General features: G+C 64.1%; 18 protein-coding genes. 11 read left to right on the top strand and 7 right to left on the bottom strand.

What is annotated here, in order from left to right:
- Nucleotides 1-215: 215 nt before the first annotated feature.
- Nucleotides 216-1,478, top strand: a complete 1,263-nt coding sequence (locus BG83_RS0115995) for a TIGR03862 family flavoprotein (RefSeq protein WP_024977696.1) — start codon at nt 216-218, stop codon at nt 1,476-1,478.
- A gap of 9 nt (nt 1,479-1,487) precedes the next feature.
- On the opposite strand, the gene BG83_RS0116000 is transcribed toward BG83_RS0115995, so the two are convergent.
- Nucleotides 1,488-2,642 (bottom strand): methyltransferase, encoded by a 1,155-nt coding sequence (locus tag BG83_RS0116000; protein WP_024977697.1) that lies wholly within the window; start codon nt 2,640-2,642, stop codon nt 1,488-1,490.
- A 312-nt stretch (nt 2,643-2,954) separates the two neighbouring features.
- On the opposite strand from BG83_RS0116000, the gene BG83_RS0116005 reads away from it, so the two are divergent.
- Genes BG83_RS0116005 through BG83_RS0116020 form a run of 4 tightly spaced genes read left to right on the top strand, consistent with a single transcriptional unit; the run spans nt 2,955 to nt 7,301 of the window.
- A complete protein-coding gene (locus BG83_RS0116005) occupies nt 2,955-3,689 on the top strand; it encodes a DUF3348 domain-containing protein (RefSeq protein WP_024977698.1) in 735 nt (244 codons plus the stop codon).
- A gap of 18 nt (nt 3,690-3,707) precedes the next feature.
- Nucleotides 3,708-6,014 (top strand): DUF802 domain-containing protein, encoded by a 2,307-nt coding sequence (locus BG83_RS0116010; RefSeq protein WP_024977699.1) that lies wholly within the window; start codon nt 3,708-3,710, stop codon nt 6,012-6,014.
- Nucleotides 6,011-6,682 (top strand): OmpA family protein, encoded by a 672-nt coding sequence (locus tag BG83_RS0116015; protein ID WP_024977700.1) that lies wholly within the window; start codon nt 6,011-6,013, stop codon nt 6,680-6,682. Before BG83_RS0116010 ends, BG83_RS0116015 begins: the two co-directional genes overlap by 4 nt.
- A gap of 1 nt (nt 6,683) precedes the next feature.
- Complete coding sequence (locus BG83_RS0116020) at nt 6,684-7,301, top strand: DUF2894 domain-containing protein (RefSeq protein WP_235193207.1); 618 nt, start codon at nt 6,684-6,686, stop codon at nt 7,299-7,301.
- A 126-nt stretch (nt 7,302-7,427) separates the two neighbouring features.
- Here BG83_RS0116020 and BG83_RS0116025 read toward each other — a convergent pair whose 3' ends face one another.
- Nucleotides 7,428-7,853 carry an HU family DNA-binding protein gene (locus BG83_RS0116025; protein WP_004631552.1) on the bottom strand — a complete coding sequence of 142 codons (426 nt, stop codon included), beginning with the start codon at nt 7,851-7,853 and terminating at the stop codon, nt 7,428-7,430.
- A gap of 192 nt (nt 7,854-8,045) precedes the next feature.
- Here BG83_RS0116025 and BG83_RS0116030 point away from each other — a divergent pair, with 192 nt between their 5' ends.
- The gene (locus tag BG83_RS0116030; protein WP_024977702.1) at nt 8,046-9,248 is read left to right on the top strand and encodes a DUF2252 family protein; all 1,203 of its coding nucleotides are present in this window, start codon (nt 8,046-8,048) and stop codon (nt 9,246-9,248) included.
- Nucleotides 9,249-9,436: 188 nt separating this feature from the next.
- Here BG83_RS0116030 and pdeM read toward each other — a convergent pair whose 3' ends face one another.
- The 4 genes from pdeM to BG83_RS0116050 are packed head-to-tail and all read right to left on the bottom strand — an operon-like array spanning nt 9,437 to nt 15,394.
- A complete protein-coding gene (gene pdeM / locus BG83_RS0116035; protein WP_024977703.1) occupies nt 9,437-10,096 on the bottom strand; it encodes a ligase-associated DNA damage response endonuclease PdeM in 660 nt (219 codons plus the stop codon).
- Nucleotides 10,093-12,708, bottom strand: coding sequence for a ligase-associated DNA damage response DEXH box helicase (locus BG83_RS0116040; RefSeq protein ID WP_024977704.1), 2,616 nt, complete (start codon nt 12,706-12,708; stop codon nt 10,093-10,095). The genes pdeM and BG83_RS0116040 overlap by 4 nt, the downstream gene beginning before the upstream one ends.
- Nucleotides 12,705-14,351, bottom strand: a complete 1,647-nt coding sequence (locus BG83_RS0116045) for an ATP-dependent DNA ligase (RefSeq protein ID WP_024977705.1) — start codon at nt 14,349-14,351, stop codon at nt 12,705-12,707. Before BG83_RS0116045 ends, BG83_RS0116040 begins: the two co-directional genes overlap by 4 nt.
- Nucleotides 14,348-15,394: a ligase-associated DNA damage response exonuclease gene (locus BG83_RS0116050; protein ID WP_024977706.1), complete on the bottom strand. Its 1,047-nt coding sequence runs from the start codon at nt 15,392-15,394 to the stop codon at nt 14,348-14,350. Before BG83_RS0116050 ends, BG83_RS0116045 begins: the two co-directional genes overlap by 4 nt.
- A gap of 694 nt (nt 15,395-16,088) precedes the next feature.
- On the opposite strand from BG83_RS0116050, the gene BG83_RS0116060 reads away from it, so the two are divergent.
- On the top strand, nt 16,089-16,541 hold the full coding sequence (locus BG83_RS0116060) for a hypothetical protein (RefSeq protein WP_024977708.1): 453 nt from the start codon (nt 16,089-16,091) through the stop codon (nt 16,539-16,541).
- A 157-nt stretch (nt 16,542-16,698) separates the two neighbouring features.
- Nucleotides 16,699-17,085 carry a hypothetical protein gene (locus BG83_RS0116065; protein ID WP_024977709.1) on the top strand — a complete coding sequence of 129 codons (387 nt, stop codon included), beginning with the start codon at nt 16,699-16,701 and terminating at the stop codon, nt 17,083-17,085.
- 355 nt (nt 17,086-17,440) lie between these two features.
- Here the strand turns inward: BG83_RS0116065 and BG83_RS0116070 are convergent, their stop codons facing one another.
- A complete protein-coding gene (locus BG83_RS0116070; protein ID WP_024977710.1) occupies nt 17,441-18,172 on the bottom strand; it encodes a helix-turn-helix domain-containing protein in 732 nt (243 codons plus the stop codon).
- 504 nt (nt 18,173-18,676) lie between these two features.
- Between BG83_RS0116070 and BG83_RS0116075 the strand changes: the two genes are divergently transcribed.
- Genes BG83_RS0116075 through BG83_RS0116085 form a run of 3 tightly spaced genes read left to right on the top strand, consistent with a single transcriptional unit; the run spans nt 18,677 to nt 19,896 of the window.
- On the top strand, nt 18,677-18,937 hold the full coding sequence (locus tag BG83_RS0116075) for a DUF2933 domain-containing protein (protein ID WP_024977711.1): 261 nt from the start codon (nt 18,677-18,679) through the stop codon (nt 18,935-18,937).
- Nucleotides 18,937-19,596 (top strand): methyltransferase family protein, encoded by a 660-nt coding sequence (locus BG83_RS0116080; RefSeq protein WP_024977712.1) that lies wholly within the window; start codon nt 18,937-18,939, stop codon nt 19,594-19,596. The genes BG83_RS0116075 and BG83_RS0116080 overlap by 1 nt, the downstream gene beginning before the upstream one ends.
- Nucleotides 19,597-19,626: 30 nt before the next feature.
- Nucleotides 19,627-19,896, top strand: a complete 270-nt coding sequence (locus BG83_RS0116085; RefSeq protein WP_024977713.1) for a DUF5676 family membrane protein — start codon at nt 19,627-19,629, stop codon at nt 19,894-19,896.
- The last annotated feature ends 35 nt before the right edge of the window (nt 19,897-19,931 follow it).

A 19,931-nucleotide genomic window follows, 5' to 3' on the forward strand; every position in this document is an offset into this window, starting at 1 on the left:
GTCAGGACAGCCTGGGCGACATGCCGCACGGAATGGGATCGGTGCGGCGGCGCGGAGAAAAAGCGGAAAGAGGACGTCAGTTTACCGAAAAGCGGGGTGGGCGACGGCAAGCGCACCCTAAATGGGCGCCATGCGCGACCTCGTTTGCCCACGCTCAGACAGGATGTGACAATAGCGCCCCGCTTGTCTGCCCCGCATAAGCCATCCACCCCCGCATGTCTGAAACACCCAACGCCCCCCTCGTTGCCGTCATCGGCGCCGGCCCCGCCGGGCTGATGGCCGCTGAAGTCCTGTCGCGCAACGGTGTGCGCGTGGAGGTGTTCGATGCCATGCCTTCGGCCGGACGCAAATTCCTGCTGGCGGGCATTGGCGGGATGAACATCACGCATTCCGAGCCGATCGACGCGTTTCTCGGCCGCTATCGCACGCGGCGCGATGCGCTGGCGCCGCTTATTGACCGCTTCAGCCCGGATGCCCTGCGCGCCTGGATTCACGGGTTGGGCATCGACACGTTCGTCGGCAGTTCGGGCCGTGTGTTTCCGACCGAGATGAAGGCTGCGCCCTTGCTGCGCGCATGGCTGCACCGGCTGCGCGAGGCCGGCGTTCAGTTGCATATGCGGCATCGCTGGGTGGGGTGGGCAGAGCCATCGGACCACGCGCAGGTGCTGCGCTTTGAAACCACCGATGTTGAACGCCTTGTGCAAGCCGATGCCGTGGTGCTTGCCATGGGCGGCAGCAGTTGGCCGCGCCTGGGCTCTGACGGCGCCTGGGTGCCTTTGTTGCAGGCGCGCAGCGTGCAGGTGCAGCCATTGCGGCCAGCCAACTGCGGGTTCGATGCCGATTGGAGCGCGTATTTCCAGGAGCGCTTTGCGGGGCAGCCGGTCAAGTCGGTCGCCATCGGCTTGCCGTCGGGCGATGGCGGCGCGCTGCAATTCCGCCAGGGCGAGTTCGTCGTCACGCAGACGGGCATTGAAGGCAGCCTCGTCTATGCGCTGTCAGCACCCATCCGCGATGTGCTGTCCGCAGAGGGCGGCGCGACGATCTGGCTTGACCTTGCGCCAGGCTGGAGCGCGCAACGTGTGAGCGATGAACTGATGCGCCCGCGCGGCGCGCGTTCGATGTCGAGCCATCTGCAAAGCAAGCTGAACATCACGGGCGTGAAGCTCGGGTTGCTGCGTGAGTGCCTGAGCAAGGAAGCATTTGCCGATCTTGCCCAGTTGGCCAAAGCCATCAAGGCGCTGCCGTTGCGGCTCACACGCACCCGGCCCATTGACGAGGCGATCAGCACTGCAGGCGGTGTCGCGTTTGAAGCGTTGGATGCGAAGCTGATGATCGAGCGTCTGCCGGGCGTGTTCTGCGCCGGCGAGATGCTCGATTGGGAAGCGCCGACGGGCGGCTATCTGCTGACGGCGTGTTTTGCGAGCGGCGCTGCCGCGGGGCAGGGCGCGCTCGACTATCTGGCGACGATGGCGCGCTGAATGACTGGCCTATTGGCGTGCCTTCAGGCGCCACAACGACGTCACCTCGGCAACGCGGGCGCGATAGAGTGGGTCGTTTTCATCGGTCGCCTTCGGGTGCTTCGGCTTGATGTCTTCACGGCCCACGACCTGAAGGCCGGCTGCGTCGATCATCGCCAGTAGCGCATCGCGCGTGCGCAGGCCCAGGTGCTCGGCAAAGTCCGACAGGATCAACCAACCTTCGCCGTTGGGCTCCAGGTGTGCGGCCAGCCCATTCAGGAAGCTGCGCAGCATGCGGCTGTCAGGGTCGTAAACGGCGCGCTCGATGGGCGAGCTGGGCCGTGCCGGCAGCCACGGTGGGTTGCACACGATCAGTGGCGCACGCCCTTCGGGAAACAGATCGGCTTCAACAATGTCGACGTGGGTTTGCAGCCCGAGGCGCGCCACGTTCTCACGGGCGCAGGCCAGGGCACGTGGGTCCTGATCCGTGCCGATGACGCGCTTCACGCCGCGTTTGGCCAGCACCGCCGCGAGCACGCCCGTGCCCGTGCCAATGTCGAACGCCAGCGCTTTTGAAGGCAACGGCGCCTTCGCCACCAGATCGATGTATTCGCCACGCACCGGCGAGAACACGCCGTAGTGCGGGTGAATGCGCTCACCTCCGAGCGCGGGAATCTCGACACCTTTCTTGCGCCACTCATGCGCGCCGATCAGGCCCAGCAGCTCACGCAGCGAGACGACGGAGGCGGCGCTGCTCGTGCCGTAGGCCTCCGTGCAGGCTTCGCGCATGTCAGGCGCGCGGCGCAGCGGGATGCCGTAGTCCGCATCCAGAGGGATCAGCAGCATGCCGAGCGTGCGTGCGCGCTGCGATTGCGCCTGCCGGTGCAGGTTGAACGCATCGATGGCAGAGGTGGCTTCCTTGCGCGCCTTGCCGGGTTTGCGATCAGTGCGGCGGGACATGGCCTGCAGCAGTTGGCGCGCGTTCTGGAAATCGCCCTGCCAGAGCAGTGCGGTGCCTTCGCAGGCGAGGCGGTAAGCCGCATCGGCGGTGGTGCGATCGTCCGCAACGACCACGCGCTTGGGCGGCGGATTGCCGGCTTCGGAGCGCCAGAGGACAGTATGGACGGCGTCGCTGCTGGCTTCAGGGCGGTCGTCGGTCCAGGTGAGGGTGGGGTGATCGGTCACGGGGGAAATGGCAGGAAAGCCAGGAGGGTGCGGTAGTGGGCGACACAATACCGCTGTCGGCCTGATCGCACAAATGCGGAGGGGCGACCCGGACGCCCTCCGCGGCAGCGCTGGAGTGACTCGGTTTCGGCGAAGCCCCCATGTCATTAAAGGCCCAATGCCCCGCTCTGCGCTGGAGGATGCGGCGCTATATCGCCGGCGAGCCGATTGATCGCCCTCATTCTTCTTCGGAAGTGACGCTTTTGCCACCCAAAGACGACTGTCCGACGGGGCAGGCAGTGTAAACTCCAGCCTTTTTTCGGCACTCGTAGCATGGCGCACGCCCAGCAACGCAGGGCGCTCAGCGGCCCTGCGCTGATCCGCATTCTTGCTCGCCTGACGGACGTCGACGTTTCCGCATCCGCGCAGCCCCTCTCAGACCGGTTGAGCCAATGGCTCAGTTGGACGGATGCCATCACGCTTTCGTCGGCACTGAGCGCGGCACCGCCCGCCATTGCGTCCAGCACGCGGCCCGTCGGCCCGGACGCCGAGACCATCGGTAGCCGTGTCCGCGCAGCGCTGACGAAGTCCATCGCGTCCAGTTGCGCGCCCGATGCCAGGACGGGCCCACGCGCGCCGATCCAGAGCCCCTCGGCGCCGCTGGTGGTCGACTATGCCGATTTTCGGCAGCGCTACGTGCTGATGCAGCAGACGATGGAGCTGGAGATCAGTGACCTGCGTGGCCGCCTGCGGCGCTTGCTGGCAGCCAGGACGCCCGACCTCGCGCGCCTCGCGGTATTGGACGCCAGCATGGAGCAGGCGCTCGCGGGCCGCGAACGTTCGTTGCTGGGGACCATTCCGTCGATGCTGGGGCCGTACTTCGAGCGCTTGCGCACGGCCGAGCAGCAGCGGCAGGCCGAGTTGCCTGCAGAGGGCCAAGCCACCCAATCCACATCCCGCGCCTGGCTGGATGCGTTCCGCAAGGATATGCAGAGCGTGCTCCTGGCCGAGCTTGATGTTCGTTTTCAACCGGTCGACGGGTTGCTTGCAGCCCTTCGCCCCCGCTAAGCGGGACAGACACCATTCATGTCCAGACTTCACCTGAATCTCATCGTTTTCTTTGTCGGGCTGGCGGCCTTGGGGTGGATTGCCGGCGGTTACCTCGTTGGCGGAAATCTGCTGGCGCTGGCTGTCACGCTTGTGATTGGTGCCGCCTACGTGGCTGGCGCCCTGGAACTGCGCCGCTATCGACACGCCACGGGCACGGTCACGCAGGCCGTGGCGGGGCTGTCCGAGCCACCGCCCAAGCTGTCTGCCTGGCTGGAACAGCTGCACCCGAGCCTGCGCAATGCCGTGCGCCTGCGCGTGGAAGGCGAACGCGTTGCACTGCCTGCGCCCGCGTTGACGCCGTATCTGGTGGGCCTGCTGGTGCTGCTCGGCATGCTGGGCACGCTGCTTGGCATGGTGGTGACGCTCAAGGGCACGGGCGCGGCGCTGGAGAGCGCGACGGATTTGCAGGCGATCCGCGCATCGCTTGCTGCCCCGATCAAGGGGTTGGGATTCTCGTTCGGTACCTCGATTGCCGGTGTGGCGACGTCCGCCATGCTGGGGTTGCTCTCGGCGCTGTGCCGGCGCGAGCGGCTGCAGGCAGTCCAGGCGCTCGACGCAAAGATCGCGACCACGTTGCGCATCTATTCGCACGCGCATCAGCGTGAAGAGATGTTCAAGCTTCTGCAGCGACAATCCGATGTGATGCCCGCGCTGGTTGACCGGCTGCAGGCGATGATGCTGTCGCTGGAACAGCAGGGCGCGGCCAGCAGCGAGCGGCAGATCGCTGCCCAGCAGGCATTTCTCGATAAGACGGAAGCCGCCTACAGCCAGCTTGCTTCCTCGGTTGGCGAGTCCCTGAAGGACAGTGCCGCCGAAAGCGCACGCGTTGCCAGCGCCGCGCTGCAGCCTGTGGTGGAAACGACGATGGCTGGCCTCGCGCGTGAATCGGCCGCGCTGCAGGAGACGGTCACGCACGCGGTGCAGCGTCAGCTCGACGGCCTGTCGACCCGCTTTGAAGCCACGGCCGAGACGGTTTCCGGCATCTGGAACAACGCCTTGTCGGCGCATCAACGCTCCAGCGAAGCGCTGGTTGGCCAGGTCGGCACCTCGCTCGACCGGTTTGCTGAAACATTCGAGCAGCGCTCTGCGCGGTTGCTCGATGGCGTTACCGACCGACTGGACGCCACGGCAGGCGGCTTGGCCGCTGCCTGGCGTGATGCGCTTGCCCGGCAAGAACACGCCCACACCGAACTGGCCGTCCAGAACCAGCGCGCGCTGGAGGCCGCTGCCGCCACGTTCGAGCAACACGCCGTGTCGTTGCAGGATGCGTCGCGCCAGTCGCATGCCGCGCTGCAAGCCGCGCTGGAAGCACGAGACGCGCAACGTCTGGCTGTCTGGACCGAGGCGCTCAGCGCAACGGGCGAGAAGCTGAGCCAGGCGTGGGAGAAAGCGGGCGCCGATACGGCCAATCGTCAACAGGACATCTGCAATGCGCTGGCGCAGACCGCGCGCGATATCGCTTTGCAGCAAGAGGCGTCGCGCCAGTCGCATGCCACGCTGCAAGCCGCCCTGGAAGCGCGCGACGCGCAACGTTTGGCGGCCTGGACCGATGCACTCGGCGCGATGGGCGCCAAGCTGAGCGAGGTGTGGGAAAAAACAGGCGCCGATACGGCAAGCCGTCAGCAACAGATTTGCGATGCACTGGCGCAAACCGCGCGCGACATCTCTGCGCAAACGCAGGCGCACGCCAACAACACGATCAGCGAGATTTCTCGCCTGGTACAGGCTGCATCGGAAGCGCCCAAGGCTGCGGCCGAAGTGGTGGCCGAGCTGCGCCAGAAGCTGTCCGACAGCATGGTGCGCGATACCGCGATGCTGGACGAGCGTGCGCGCCTGCTTGGCACGCTGGAAACATTGCTCGACGCTGTCAACCATGCATCGACCGAGCAGCGCACAGCGGTGGATGCGCTGGTGGCAACGTCCGCAGATCTGCTGGAGCGCGTGGGCGTGCGATTCACCGATCGGGTGGAAGCCGAGACCGGCAAGCTCGGCGCGGTGGCCGCGCAGGTGACCGGCAGCGCCGTCGAGGTGGCCAGCCTGGGCGAGGCGTTTGGTGTGGCCGTGCAGCTGTTTGGTGAGTCGAACGACAAGCTTGCGGCGCAACTGCAGCGCATTGAAGCGGCGCTCGACAAGTCGCTCACGCGCAGCGACGAACAGCTTGCCTACTACGTGGCGCAGGCGCGTGAGGTGATCGACCTGAGCATGCTGTCCCAAAAGCAGATTCTGGAAGACCTGCAACGGCTGGGTGACCAGCGCGCGCTGGCCGGGACCGAAGCGGCATGAGTGACGAGATTGACGGCAGCGTAGATGGCGCAGGTGGCATTGAGGCCACCGCACCGGTTTGGGCCGCGTTTGGTGACCTGATGTCGGTGTTGCTGGGCGCGTTTGTGCTGATTCTGGTGGGCGTGATCGGCGTGCAGCTGGAGCTGTCGTCCAAGCTGGAGAGCGAGGTCAAGCAGCGCGAGGCCGAGGCGCAGCGCCGCAAGACGCTGGAGCAGGCGCTTGCTGGCCCGCTGGCGGCCGGGCGCGTGACGCTCGTCAACGGGCGTATCGGCATCAATGGCAATGTGCTGTTCGCGATCAACTCCGATCAGCTGCAGCCCGAGGGCCGCACGCTGATGAAGAGCCTCGCGGGGCCGTTGGCGGCGTATCTCACGTCGCGTGAAGAGATCCTGATGGTGAGCGGGTTCTCCGACGATCAGCAGGTACGTGCCGGCAACCGCTTGTTCGCAGATAACTGGGAGCTGTCCGCCAAGCGCGCCTTGACCGTGACGCGCGCCCTGATTGACGAAGGCATTCCCGCCTCCAGCGTGTTTGCGGCAGCGTTTGGTTCGCAGCAGCCCGTGAGTTCCAATGCGGACGACGTTGGCCGTGCGAAGAACCGGCGTGTGGAGATCGCGCCGGTTCCAAGGCAGGCCGCTTCCAACGGTGGACGCCGTGAGCCGCACTGATTTGTCCACGCAAGCCATGCTCGACAGTTGGCGCGCAAGCGGCGCGGACCGGCTGAACCGCGTGCGCTTTTGCTTCATCGAGGCGCTTCATCGGCGCACGTCCGGTCAAACCGGCGAGGCGCGGCGCATGCTCGAAGCGCGGTTGGGCGAACTCGTCGCGGCCTATGCGGGCGATGTCGATCGCGCGAAGGCGGCGTCCGTTTCGTCCGACTCAGATGCGCCTGCCGGCAGCGCGTTGGCCGAACTGCTGCGTGACATTGCCAGCCGTGAACGCATGGATGTCGGCGACGCTGCGAATGGCGGTTCAGCGCGGCATCTGCACACATTGCCGGACCTGAAGATTCTCGAAGACGTGCGGGACACCTGGTCCCGCGTCAGCGCCGAAAAACAGTTGCGCGACGCCTTGGAGAAGGTGCCGGTGAATGCGGGTCCGCTGAATTCGAGCAGTCTTGTGCATCGGTCACTGCTATTGATGCGCGAGGTAGCACCCGATTATCTGCGGCAGTTTTTGTCGTATGTCGATGCGCTTTCCTGGCTGGAACGCATGAGCGGGGACGGGGCCGCCGGTGGCCACGAGGGTGCCCGCAGCGGCGGAAAGGCGCGGGGTAAGGCGCGCTAGGAATTCCAGTAGTCCATCAGTCGTATATGTGACATAGGTATCACTGCTGGTTCTTTTGACCAGCAGGCACGCAAAAAAGGGAGCCAAGGCTCCCTTTTTCTTTGCGGCGGTTTCTTGCTGCGATTATCAGCTGTTGACCGCTGCGTCCTTGACCTTTTTCAGCGCGCGGACCTTGACGCGCACGGTTGCCGGTTTGGCTTCGAACCACTGGTCGACGCCGGTAAAGGGGTTCTTGCCGAAGCGGCGCTTGGTTGCCGGCACCTTGACCGACGTCACCTTGAACAGGCCCGGCAGCGTGAATTCGCCGGCGCCCTTCTTGTGCAGCGAAGCCACGATGGTGTTCTCCAGATGGAGCAGCACGGCCTTCACCGCCTTGGCGTCGACGGCAGCTTGTTCAGCCAGATGGCTCACCAGGCTCGCCTTGGTGAACGTGTCCTTCAAAGGCTTGAGGGTCGGCGTCGTTGCAGCAGGCTTCTTTGCCGGCGCGGCCTTTTTAGCCGGCGAGGCCTTCTTTGCAGCGGTCTTGGCAGCGGTCTTGGTTTTGGTGGCCATAGTGAGAATAGATGGTTGGGTAAAGTTGACCATTCAATGGAAGCGACGCCTGTGCAGCGCGCTTCGAGCAAGCATAGCAAAGGTTCGGCACCGTGGAGGCGTTATCTACGCTGTTCGGGGGCCAGGGAACGCTTATTGCATACGGTTTGGTCGTTCATCAACCAACTGAAGCGTCCCAGGTTCAGCACAGACATGCCCCAACGAAAATCGTCGCGCAGCGTGGTGAGCCCCAAAAACCGCGCGCCCGTACTCGCCCGGCTGCGTCAATCCAAGATGACGCGTTCGACTCATGCGTACGTTCGCGGCAGCACCGTGAAGTTTTACGAGTGGCTGAGCGAGGTGCAGCCGCACACCTTCCCGGAGGGGCCCGTCATCTGGATTTGCGGCGATTGCCATGTCGGTAACCTCGGCCCCATTGGCGATGCCTCCGGCGCCACGCGCATACAAATCCGGGATCTGGACCAGACGGTGCTTGGTAATCCCGCGCACGACCTGATTCGGCTTGGCGTGTCGCTGGCGACGGCCGCTCGCGGGTCAGACCTCCCGGGCATCGTGACCGCACGAATGGTGGAAGCGCTGATGGCGGGCTATCTGCACGGCATCGATCCGGATGCGGCGCTGCACCTGCCGCCGCGCCCCGCCTCCGTGCGTACCGCCATGAAGGCGGCGACTGCGCGTACGTGGAAACAGTTGGCCCAGGAGCGGCTCGATGGCACGTCTCCGTCCATTCCTCTGGGGCGCCATTTTTGGCCGCTCTCTCGCGAAGAACGGCGCGAATTGAAACAACTCGTGAGCCAGCACGAGGTGCTTGCCTTGGTGGCGCGCCTTTACGAGATGCCCGGGGAAGCCTCGGTCAGCATCGTGGATGCGGCGTACTGGGTCAAAGGGTGCAGCTCGCTCGGGCAGCGGCGTTATGCCGCCTTGCTCGCGGTCGACCAGGATCGCGGGCCGCGGTATCGGCTGATCGACATCAAGGAGGCGGGGAAGGCTGCAGCGCCCAGTGCCTCAGCAGGCGAGATGCCCCGGATCAACGGCGAGCGCGTGGTCACAGGTGCGCGCCGTCTCTCTCCCGACCTGGGCGATCGCATGGCATGGGGGCGCATGCTGGGTAGCAGCTTTTTCATGCGCGAACTTCAACCGCAAGATCTGAAGCTGTCTGTCGACAAGCTGGAGCACAAGGACGCCACGGTATTGGCTGCTTATCTGGGCAATATCGTGGGCCTCGCACACGGCAGCCAGATGCCGCGAGATGTCGCCATGGCCTGGCACCGTGAGCTGAAGGCGCGTCACGGACGGTCCATCAATGCGCCGTTCTGGCTGTGGTCTTCGATTGTCGACTTGCTCGGGCTGCACGAGCGCCAGTATCTTGAGCACTGTCGCGCCTGGGCCAATTGATCTGATCTGCTGCGCCGCACCCATCTGCGGGCACAAACGCTGCTATCGGCGCTTCCCAGACCTGGCGCGGCTGGCATACCGAAGGCGAGGCCATTCGCGACGGCATGGAACAGGCCCGCTTGCTGCTCACGCATGAGCGGCCTTGAGTTTTGAGCCTGGGCGCTGGGCCTACAGCCAAATTGCGTCGTCTAGCTGGGCAGCGGCCAGACTCGGTTGTCAGCCACCCCATAGAGCGCTTCGCCCGGCGCAACGGGTGCGGTCCACAAGCCCGTGAACTCGCCGAAGGCGGGTAGCAGTGCGCCGGTTGACCCAAAGCGGAAGCACGGCAGCCGGAGCCGATCCTTTCCGCGCCCGCTGATGACAATGCCCGGGTGCACGTGGCCGGCGATGACGTAGCGATTGGCCACCACTTGCGGCTCATGGCATAGGGCGAAGGGGCCGATTGCCCACGGTTCTTCCACCACGTTGAAGCGCAGGTCCGCAGGCGGGTCGCCCGCATGGCGGTCGTGGTTGCCGCGGACCAGCGTGCAGGCTACGTCGGCGTGTCGTGTGCGCCAGGCGACGAGCGCGTCGATTGCTGCGTGCGCCTCGCGGGCGTGGAGCAGATCGCCCAGCCACGCGATATGTGAGACTGGCAATCGCGCCAGCATGGCATCCAGCCGAGCGATCGCCTGGACGGTGCCTCCGGTGGGCACGGGCACGCCGCGCGCACGGAAGGTTGCCGCCTTGCCGAAGTGCGCATCGGCCACCATCAGCATGCGTTGCGCGGGCCACCACAGCGCGCGCTCGGGCAGGAGCCATACGGTCTCGCCCGCGCACTGGATGACGAGGTCTTGGGGAGCGGTCATAGCAGTGGGAGCGGCTTCGATGTCTTGCGTGGCCTGCGGGTGCGGCGGCCGGATTTGCCCGCTGTGTCGGGCGATTCAGTCAAGCGCAACGCGGCCTGTACGTCTGCGTCAATCGCCGGCCGTGTTGCGGCATCCGGGTCGGACGGCTCGGGGCCTGCGGCACGCTCGGCTTCGGCCAGCATGCGCGCGATCCGATCCGCCAGTTTCTCGGTCGAGAGCTGCTCGCGAAAACGCTCCACCATCAACGGAAAGCCGAACGGCGAAGGCCGGGTCAGTGCGCACAGTTCAAGCCGCAAACCGCGCATGCGGATGAGGGCAGATTCAATGCGGTCGAGGTCCAGCTCCTGGCGCAGCACTTCGGTTTCCGCCTGCGAGAGCAGCAGGTTGCCCGGGTCGTGGCGCCGGAAGACTTCATAGAACAGGCCGGACGATGCCTGCAACTGGCGCGTGCTCTTGTGCGCGCCAGGGTAGCCCTGGAACACCAGCCCCGATACGCGTGCGATCTCACGAAAACGGCGTTGCGCCAGTTCTCCGGCGTTGAGGCTGGCCAGCACATCCTGCATGAGCGTGTGGGTGGAAAAGAGTTCGCCGGTGGCCAGCAACGCGGGCCAGTCGATGGGCGTGGCCGACAGGAGTTCGAGGCCGTAGTCGTTGAACGCCAGGGAGAAAGTGGCTGGCGTGCGATTGGCGGCGCGCCAGCCCAGCAAGCTTGCCAGCCCCAGGTGCGCATGCCGCCCGGCAAACGGGTAGAGAAAGAGATGCCAGCCCTCGCGGGAGTGCAGAGTCTCGGCCACCAGCGTTGCCGTGGTGGGCAGCGCAGACCAGCGCGCCTGCAGTTCCAGCAGCGGGCGTGCGGCTTCCATTTCGGGGCTGTCGAAACGCGCATGTGCCGCCGCATCGAGCTGCGCGACCACCGCGTGCGCCAGCTCGGTGGAAAGCGGCATGCGACCACCGTTCCAGCGCGGCACGGCAGCGCGTTTGCCGGTGGCACGCCGCACATAGGCCGTCATGTCCTGCACGCGCACCAGTTCCAGCAGGCGGCCCGCAAACAGAAAGTTGTCGCCGGGGCGCAGCCGCGCAATGAAACCCTCCTCGATCGACCCCAACGCACCGCCGCCGGAAGCACGCCACCAGCGCACCGTCATCGTTGCATCGCTGACGATGGTGCCGATGCTCATGCGGTGCCGCCGTGCGAGCCGTGCATCGGGCACGCGCCAGATGCCATGTTCATCCGGCATGACGCGGTGGTAGTCGGGATATGCGGTGAGCGAGTGGCCGCCCTGCCGCACGAAGTCGAGCGCCCATTGCCACTCGTCGTCGCGCAAATCTCGGTAAGCCCATGCGCGGCGCACTTCCTCCAACAGCGCGTCGGGCACGAAGCCGCCGCCCAGCGCCACCGTCACCAGATGCTGGACCAGCACATCGAGCGGCTTGTGCGGTGAGGTGCGGGCTTCCACCTGGCCCGACATGGCGGCTGCGCGTGCGGCTGCGCCTTCCACGAGTTCAAGGCTATGCGTGGGCACCACCGTCACGCGAGAGGGCCGGCCCGGCGCGTGGCCCGATCGCCCGGCACGCTGCAAGAGCCGCGCCACGCCCTTGGGCGAGCCAATCTGCAGTACGCGTTCCACTGGCAGAAAGTCGACGCCCAAATCCAGGCTTGACGTGCAGAACACCGCCTTGAGCATGCCTTGCTTGAGCCCGGTCTCCACCCAGTCACGCGTTGTGCGGTCCAGTGAGCCATGATGCAACGCGATCAACCCCGCCCATTCCGGTCGCGCAGTGATGACGGCCTGGTACCACAGCTCCGCTTGCGAGCGCGTGTTGAGAAACACCAGCGCGGTGCGGGCACTTTCCAGCTCTTCCAGCACGTGGGGCAGCATCGCCATACCCAGGTGCCCGGCCCAAGGAAATCGGCCCACACCATCGGGCAGCAGCGTATCGATCTCCATGCGCTTGGGCAGGTGGCCTTGCACCAGCGTGCCGGCGGTGGGCGCCGCCGCATCGCCCAGTGCATCCATCGCTTCAGCCAGGTTGCCCAGCGTGGCGGAAAGTCCCCACACGACCAGCCCCGGTGACCACGTGCGCAGCCGCGCCAGCGCCAACTGCACCTGCACGCCGCGTTTGTTGCCCACCAGTTCGTGCCATTCATCGACGACGACCACGCGTACAGAGCCGAGGGCTTCACGCGCATCGGCGCGCGCGAGCAGCAACGACAGGCTCTCGGGCGTTGTCACCAGGGCGGTAGGCAAACGGCGCGATTGCGCGGCACGCTCGGCGCTGCCGGTGTCGCCGGTGCGCAGCCCGAGCGTCCAATGTGGCGCCAATGCCTGTGCGGCGTCGGTCAATGCGCGCGTGGTGTCGGCCGCCAGCGCGCGCATGGGCGTGAGCCACAGTACCGACAACGGCGGCGCGCCGCCGCGCCCGCGCACTTGCGCCAACCGTTGCAACGCACCGAGCCAGACGGCATAGGTTTTCCCCGCACCCGTGGTGGCGTGCAGCAGGCCCGATTCGCCGCGCGCCATGGCCGACCACACGGCCCGCTGGAACGGCATCGGCGTCCAGTCGCGCGCGGCAAACCAGGCATCAAGATCGGGCAGGGCAGGCTCGGTCATGACGGCGGCAGCAGGCTTTCCAGCGTCTGCAGCGTATCGGCTTCGGCAATGGGTTTGTCGTGGCGCCAGCGCAGCATGCGCGGAAACCGTACCGCGATGCCGCTCTTGTGGCGCGCGCTGCGTGCAATGCCTTCAAAGCCGAGTTCGAACACCAGGGTGGGCGCTACGCTGCGCACGGGGCCGAAGCTCTCCACCGTGGTCTTGCGGATGAGCGCGTCGACTTGGCGGATCTCTGCGTCGCTCAGGCCGGAGTACGCCTTTGCAAAGGGCACCAGCTTGCGCTCCGGCACGTCGGGCGGTGCATCCCATACGGCGAAGGTGTAGTCGGTATACAGGCTCGCGCGCCGGCCGTGGCCACGCTGCGCATAGATGAGGACGGCATCCACCGAGAACGGATCGATCTTCCACTTCCACCACACGCCCACGTCTTTGGTGCGGCCCACGCCGTAGCGCGCATCGCGCCGCTTGAGCATCAGCCCTTCGACGCCCAGCGCGCGCGAGGCTTCGCGCTGGTGCGCAAGATGCTGCCAGTCGTCGCCTTGAAGCAACGGAGACAGCTCCAGCGCCGGATGGATGCATGTGGCAATCACACGTTCGAGTTGCACGCGCCGCTCGCTTTGCGTGCGCTCGCGCAGGTCCTGCCCCCGCCATTCGAGCAGGTCATACGCCAGCAGCACGGCCGGCGCTTCCCGCAGCACTCGCGCGTTCAGCGTCTTGCGGCCGATGCGTTGCTGAAGCAGCGCAAACGGCTGCACGCGGCCGTCTTGCCACACCACGATCTCGCCATCAAGCACGGTGCCGGAAGGCAATACCTCCGCCATGGCGGATAGTTCAGGGAAGCGATCGGTGATGAGTTCCTCGCCGCGCGACCACAGCCATGCGCTGTCGGCGCGGCGTACGAGCTGCGCGCGGATGCCATCCCATTTCCATTCGATTTGCCATTCAGTGGGTGGGCCCAGCAGTGTGTCGAAGGCTTGCGCGTCGGCCTGCAGCGGATGCGCGAGGAAGAACGGATACGGGTGCCCGGTATCGAGTGCGTGGCCATCGACACTGGCATCGGCCAGCAGCGCGCGATAGCGCTCGGCGGTGGGCGCCTGGCCTATGTCGGTATAGCCCATCAGCCGTTGCGCGACGTGCTTGGGGTCGGTGCCGCCCACTTCGGCCAGCGCGCGCGTGACCAGCAGTTTTGACACCCCCACGCGAAACGCTCCCGTGATCAGCTTCATCAACGCCAGTCGCGCATGCAGCGGGAGGCCCCGGCACAGTTCCGCAAGGCGAGGCAGTACCAGCTCGGGGGGCTGACCACGCAATGGCAGCAAACGCGTTTCCATCCACTCGGCCAGGCTGGCGTCGTCTGCATGATCGGCATCGGGCAGGACGAGCGCGATGGTCTCGGCCAAGTCGCCTACGGCTTGGTAGCACTCGTCAAACAGCCAATCCGGCAAGCCGGACGTGGTCTGCGCAAAGCTGGCGAGCACGCGCACGGGCACCAACTGGCGGGGCTTGCCGCCGGCCAGGAAGTAGACCGCCCAGGCGGCGTCGGCATCGGGCGCGGTGCGAAGGTAGGCCACCAGTGCGGCCAACTTGCCGTTGCTCGATGTGGTGGCGTCGAGCTGCGCGTACAGATCGGCAAAGGCTTTCATGGCGCGGGCGTGTCTGCTGGTTCGCCTGCCTTGGCCGTATCGCCTTCTTCACCCTCGTCGCCGTACTCGGTGGCGAAGGCGCGTGCATCGAGGCCGCGCTCGCACAGCCAGCGCACCATCGGGGCCACTTGCCCGTGCGTGACATAGACACGCGTGGCACCCGTGGCATCAATGGCCTGCAGCAAGCCGGGCCAGTCGGCATGATCTGACAGCACGATGCCGCGATCGACGCCGCGCCGCCGACGCGCCCCGCGAAGCTGCATCCAACCGCTGGCAAAGGCATCGGCATAGTCGCCAAAACGGCGCATCCACGGCGTGCGTTGGGCGGAGGGCGGCGCCAGCACCAGAGCGCGTCGCAATTCAGCGCGAGGCACGTCTGCCGCCAGTTGCGTGGGTGGTAGCGCCACGCCCGCGTGCCGATAGGCGGCGTCCAACTGCAGCATGGCGCCGTGCGAAACAATCGGCCCGATGCCGGTATCGAGCCCCGACAGAATGCGCTGGGCCTTGCCGAACGCATAGCAGAACACGACGCTCGTGCGACCCGCTTCGGCATTGCCGCGCCACCATGCGTTGAGCTGCGCAAAAATCTCGGTCTGCGGCCGCCAGTGGTAGATCGGCAGTCCGAATGTGGATTCGGTGATGAATGTGTTGCAGCGCACCGGCTCGAACGGCGTGCAGGTGCGATCCGCCTCGACCTTGTAGTCGCCAGACACCACCCATACGTCGCCGTCGTATTCCAGCCGCACCTGCGCGGACCCGAGTACATGCCCCGCCGGATGAAAGCTCAACCGGACGCCGTGATGGACGATGGATTCGCCGTACAGCAGCGTCTGGAGGGGGATGTCCTCACCCAGGCGCGTACGCAGCACACCCGCACCAGGGGCGGCAGCAAGGTAATGCCGGTGCCCGATGCGGGCGTGGTCACTGTGGGCGTGGGTGATGACGGCACGGTCAACCGGCCGCCAAGGGTCAATGTAGAAGTCGCCTACTGGGCAGTACAGGCCTTTGGGCGTTGTCACGATCAGTTCCGCTGCGCTGGTCATCACTCGCTCTCATTCGAGACCCTTATCAGGTTTTGGCGACAACATTAACGCAATGGCTGCTTATGCGCAGGCGCGCCACGCATGTCGGCCGGGCCGCCGGGGCCTGCGCCGGCACTGGTGCCCGAAGGCCCAGTGATGCCCCAGCCCCGCCCGATCCTGGGGAAGGAGACGCGGCCTGCGGCGTGGAGGGATCAGGCGCGGAGGCCCGCACGGTGTCCGGATATCGCGACAAGGAATGTTTTACGGTCTTCGGTAGGGCCGCTGGAGCGACGTCTGGCGACGCCGGGCGGGGCTCAGTAGGCTGCGCAAGCGAAAGTCCGTTGCCGCCCGTCGATGCCAGGAAGAACAGCCAACCTGCTGCAGTTCGCTTTGTCACTCGTAATGCGTGATGCATGCGTGGCCTCCGTTGCGCTCCCGTGGGCGGAAGCAGCCGGCATGCCAGGGTTCCTCGCCGGGGGGGGGGCGGAGCAGTTGGCTTCCAGGCAGCGGAGGCGGTTGGCCATTTCTTCAATGGTGGGAAAAAAGCACGATCGGGGGAGGGGCTTGGACCACAGGAAAACCCGCGAGCGTCATTTCTAAATGCTGCGCGGCAGATTTAGAGGTTGATCTGTATCAGCCAGTGAAGGCCCGCATCGGCTTACCGTGGAGTGCTATCAGAAAGAGCCATTCAATAGGCTGAAAACGGGGAAACGTCATGCATGAACAACAACCAGACGAGGTGGTTGCCGCCGCGCTTTGGGAACTGGAGTCCTCAGTGTCCCGCGCATTGCCTAGAGGAGCGCTCGTCAATTCGGCTCGTGCCCCTTGCGGTGGCTATGACGTGGCAGCGAAGTGGGCGATGTCGACAGTCCGTGGCAATCGGCAGGAATGCACGGTAGCGGTGCATTTCAGCTTGGACGAGGCTAAGGCGTACTGCCGATTGAATCACCCAAGACGGGAAGAGATTTGTCGGCGGGTGAGCGAATGGTTGAGCGTCCAGTTGGAATTCCAGGGTGGAGAACAGTGCGCAGACACGGGCTACGACTTGGTACTCACCGCGCCAAACGCCTTCTTTCTCGATGAGAGAGACGCCATTCGCGTGGGGCGGGAAGACCGGGAACACGATTTTTCGCTCTATCGGGGCGCATCAGTGCCGCCATTGACGTGAGTGGAAGCTCTGTCCAACGGCTGTTGGGTTGTGCCCTTTCCTCCGGCTGGCTTTCTAAACACCGGTTCGTTGTGCGCCGTCAATGCATGGGGTTACGCAGAAGCTACCTTCGAATGGCGGCCCATCAATGTGGGCGCGGGGAAATGCGGGAGGTCTTATGCGCGAGCGGATCAACGAAGCCGAAAGGACTTGTCTACGGGAACTCCAAGATGCGCTGACAGAGACGCTGCCTCGTCGGGCCGTCTTGCGGCTTGAAGGCGATGAATTAGGCGGAATAGATGCACACGCGTGGTGGATAGTGGAAGGCCCGCGAGGCGACAAGCAGGTCAATTCATTTTCATTCCACCTGACGGAGTTGATGCTGCAGGTCTACTTTCACCAGTCCGTTGACGCTCGTGCAAGTACGTGCCGACGATTGAAGGATTGGGCGAACTGGGCGCTCGAGGGCGCAGAAGAGACTGGCGACAACGAGATGGGCTTCGATATCTGCGCGCTTGTACCGGGAGGCATTTTCCGTCCAGCCGTCGATGCACAACGGCCATGACGGCTCGATCGCAAGTCAAGACCGGCTTTGCGTCGGTGTTCAGGGTCTACGCGTTTTATGACTACGTTACACAGCGCACTTTGCATGCTTCAAGACAAGCCCCACTTCAACGGACACGACCCGCAGCATAGTCGGCGCAATTCGCGACGTTGAGAACAGCTAGCGTCGGGGGCAGGTGCCGTGGTGTGGTTTGTCGCTTGCAAGTGTGGTCCCACTAACGGGAGCATCGTTTGCAAAAGGGGGCGCGGAATCGACGCATGGCGCATTTGTCGTCGCGCTCCCTTTTCGTGGAAAGCTTTTCGTGGAAAGCGTCGACCCGTATTACGCCGTAGGCGTAACTCGCCAGCAAACGATCTTAGAAAGCACGATTTTTCTGAACACGCGCCTGTGCAACCGTCGCCAAGCCCTGTACGTCCAATATCTGAATTTCGCGATGATTGACTCGCAAAATGCCCTCGCGCGCGAGCGAACTGAAAATTCGGCTCACGGTCTCGAGCTGCATGGCTAGGTGCTCGGCAATCTCTTCCCGACTCATGCGCAGAACAATGTGCCGATCTGAAAAGCCCCGCTCTTTCAGCCGCTCCGAAAGATCGAGCAAGAACACGGCGACGCGCTCCTCCGAGCGCATGGAACCGAGGCAGAGCATCAGGCGTTGTTTGCGGCCGATGCGCGTGCTGAAGATCTGCGTAACCAGTTTTTGAATGGCACTTTCTTGCTGTGCTAGCTCGGCAAGGCGCTTCCACGATACGGCGCACACCTCCGAGTCTTCCAATGCGATTGCGGTTGAGGTTCGGGTATCCGATTCGAATCCGTCCGTGCCGAATATGTCGCCGCTCAGGTAGAAGGCGGCAATCATCTCGCGGCCTTCGGCTGTACCAAGCGTTAGCTTGAACGTGCCGTATTTCACCGCGTAGATTTCATCCAAGGGATCGCCACAGCGGAAGATTGACTCGCCTCTCTTTACCCGGATTTTTCGCTGTGCGATGTCTTCTACCAGCGCCGCCTCACGGGCGTTCAAACCGCGGGAAAGGCAAAGGTGACCGTTTCGACACGTGGTACAGCCTTGAGTGGGGGCGCTATCGGACATGGGACATTGGGGGGAAGACAAAATAGTGTTATCGGCCGTCGCTCACAGAACTTCATGTTGCCAGGTCAAATATCGGATAAATGCCCTCACGCGTATGGTCATTTGCTGTTTCGGTGTGGCCGATCATTCGTAGCACCGAAATTCGTTGCACAGGTGTGCCGAGATATCGGGGGAGGGTTGATCCGCGTTAGTGTTTAAGCAGATGCGGCAGGTACTCGGGCGACTTTCTGTCCGCCATCCCTCGCCCGGCACCGGCTCCTCATCTCGATACCAGCCAAGCCTGCGATCGAGGAAATCATGCCAAGGCGCATGCTGTCCGACGGCAACCGACGTGCATGGCTACCCCCAGCCTGACACTCATCCAGGCCTAAGAAGCATTTGCCGTGGGGGGGTTGACGAGGGTCAACCTCCGGAATTTCACAACGCCAATACTGAAAATGCGAGGTTGTTGCAATGGGCTGGCGGAATGCCAGCCAATCTGCCTTCCTAACGTTGGAGCGTGAAATGGACCACCGTGAGCACGAGCAGCAAGGCGAGCCGTATGGAACCATTTCCCGGTCCAAGCTGGTGTTGATTGGTTTTCTCTTGGTGATTGCGTACTTTCTGTGGACCGAACACCGGGCTCATGTCATCCAGTTCTTGCCGTTCCTTCTGCTCGCCTCGTGTCCCCTCATGCACTTGTTCATGCATGGTGGCCATGGACACGGTCATCACCACGGTAGGCAGCAAGAGCCGGAAGAAGTCGACACCAAAGGAGAGCGGTGATGCAACACGATGCCTCTTTCGGTTACGGTCTGTGGTCGCTGGTGTTCATCAACTCGGCGGTCTTTATCATCTTTGCCTTCAGCTTTACGAAGCCCCAGACCAGCCGCGACTGGCGGTCGTTTGGTGCTTTCTCGGCGTTCATCGTGGCGCTGTTCACCGAGATGTACGGCGTACCGTTGACCATCTACCTGCTCTTGCCGTGGCTCACTGCCAAGTTCCCCGGTGTCGATTTCCTCGCGCATGACTCGGGACACTTGCTTGAGATGATGTTTGGCTGGCGAGCCAACCCGCATTTCGGGGTGTTCCATATCGTCAGCAACGTCCTGATTTTTGGCGGCTTCATCATGCTCGCGTCGGCGTGGCGCGTTCTCTACACCGCGCAGTGCGCCCATCGTCTGGCGATGTCCGGCCTCTATGCCCGTATGCGACACCCTCAGTACGTTGCGTTTATGTTGATTATGTTTGGCTTCCTGCTCCAGTGGCCGACGATACTTACCGTGCTGATGTTCCCCATCCTGGTGTGGATGTACGTTCGATTGGCCAAGGAAGAAGAGAAGGAAGCCCTCGCTGAGTTCGGGCGTGAATACGAGGAATACCGAAGCAGAACACCTGCCTTCTTTCCTCATCTTGGCAGCCCACCGGGCGCCAAGGTTCACTAACCGCTACTGCATCAACTGCGGGAGGTTGTGATGAAACCAGTCAAAACAGGCGTGACCTTTGCCGTGACGGTCATGCTGTTCTATGCCCTGTGCGCGCTCGTTTGGTTCGTACTCCCCGAGCCGTTTATGCGATTCATGAGCCAGTTGTTTCACGGCCTTGATTTCCATCGCCTCCAAGCCGAGCCAGCGACACTGGGTGGCACCATCTATGCCGACGTCATCCTCGGTATCTGGGCGTTCCTGGCAGCCATGTTCTTTTCGTGGCTATCCGATGCGTTCGGCTCCAAAAAGGAAGCCTGACACCTTCGGTTACGGTGTGCGACACGGAACCTCCA

Source organism: Ralstonia pickettii (assembly GCF_000607165.1).
Lineage (GTDB): Bacteria > Pseudomonadota > Gammaproteobacteria > Burkholderiales > Burkholderiaceae > Ralstonia > Ralstonia holmesii.